Raw genomic sequence first — 229 nt, forward strand, 5'->3', positions numbered from 1 at the left:
CTGAAGGGCTTAACGGTCGTGTTCGGGATGGGAACGTGTGGAACCCCTTCGCTATCGCCACCAAACGTTTGAGAGTTTGAGCTCTCAAAACCGAACAACGAGTGAGTTTGTAGCTAAGCTACATATTTGAATGTTTCCGTTGCAGGAAACGATTCTCCATAGAAAGGAGGTGATCCAGCCGCACCTTCCGATACGGCTACCTTGTTACGACTTCACCCCAATCATCTAT

At 48.5% G+C, this 229-nt stretch carries 2 rRNA genes; both read right to left on the reverse strand.

The features are described 5' to 3' along the window. Window positions 1-65, reverse strand: a 5S ribosomal RNA gene (rrf, locus tag EL84_RS30450); the annotation flags it as partial. A gap of 97 nt (window positions 66-162) precedes the next feature. After that, a 16S ribosomal RNA gene (locus tag EL84_RS30455) occupies window positions 163-229 on the reverse strand; the annotation flags it as partial.

Origin of the sequence: Paenibacillus sp. VT-400 (genome assembly GCF_001029205.1) — a bacterium.
Classification (GTDB): domain Bacteria; phylum Bacillota; class Bacilli; order Paenibacillales; family Paenibacillaceae; genus Paenibacillus; species Paenibacillus amylolyticus.